Annotated in this window: 1 protein-coding gene; it reads right to left on the reverse strand. The window is 62.5% G+C overall.

Annotated elements, in window-relative coordinates; translation table 11 throughout:
* Nucleotides 1-179 precede the first annotated feature (179 nt).
* Nucleotides 180-365 (reverse strand): hypothetical protein (locus tag OR16_RS47005; RefSeq protein WP_237717388.1); only part of this gene is annotated, 186 nt, incomplete at its 5' end.

The raw sequence follows: 365 nt of genomic DNA on the forward strand, positions 1-365 counted from the left end.
TCGTGGTGGGCACCGTGGCCCGTCCGCGAGGGCCGCACGTGCCATCAGGCGCTTGCCCTCGGAGACAAAACCACGAAACCAGTCACGCCCGAAACGGCGCAGCCCTCCGCCCCGCGAACGGCAGATGTGGGAATGGTCACCGCGCACGAGGTCAGGGGCATCACGACGTAACCCATAGGTCATGCAATTACGATGCCCTCCAAGCCGGTATGGCAAAGGCCAGCCAACACTCCGGGCCGTACGACGCAACCAACGAGGCAAAAACAGCCTGATTGCTCTGCTCCCGGCAGGGCGGCTTTCTTTTCGTTAGTTTTCTTTGCCGCGCAAAGAAAAGTGACCGGCAGCCCCCGCAGGGGGATGTCGTA

The organism is Cupriavidus basilensis OR16 (assembly GCF_000243095.1).
GTDB classification, from domain to species: domain Bacteria; phylum Pseudomonadota; class Gammaproteobacteria; order Burkholderiales; family Burkholderiaceae; genus Cupriavidus; species Cupriavidus basilensis_D.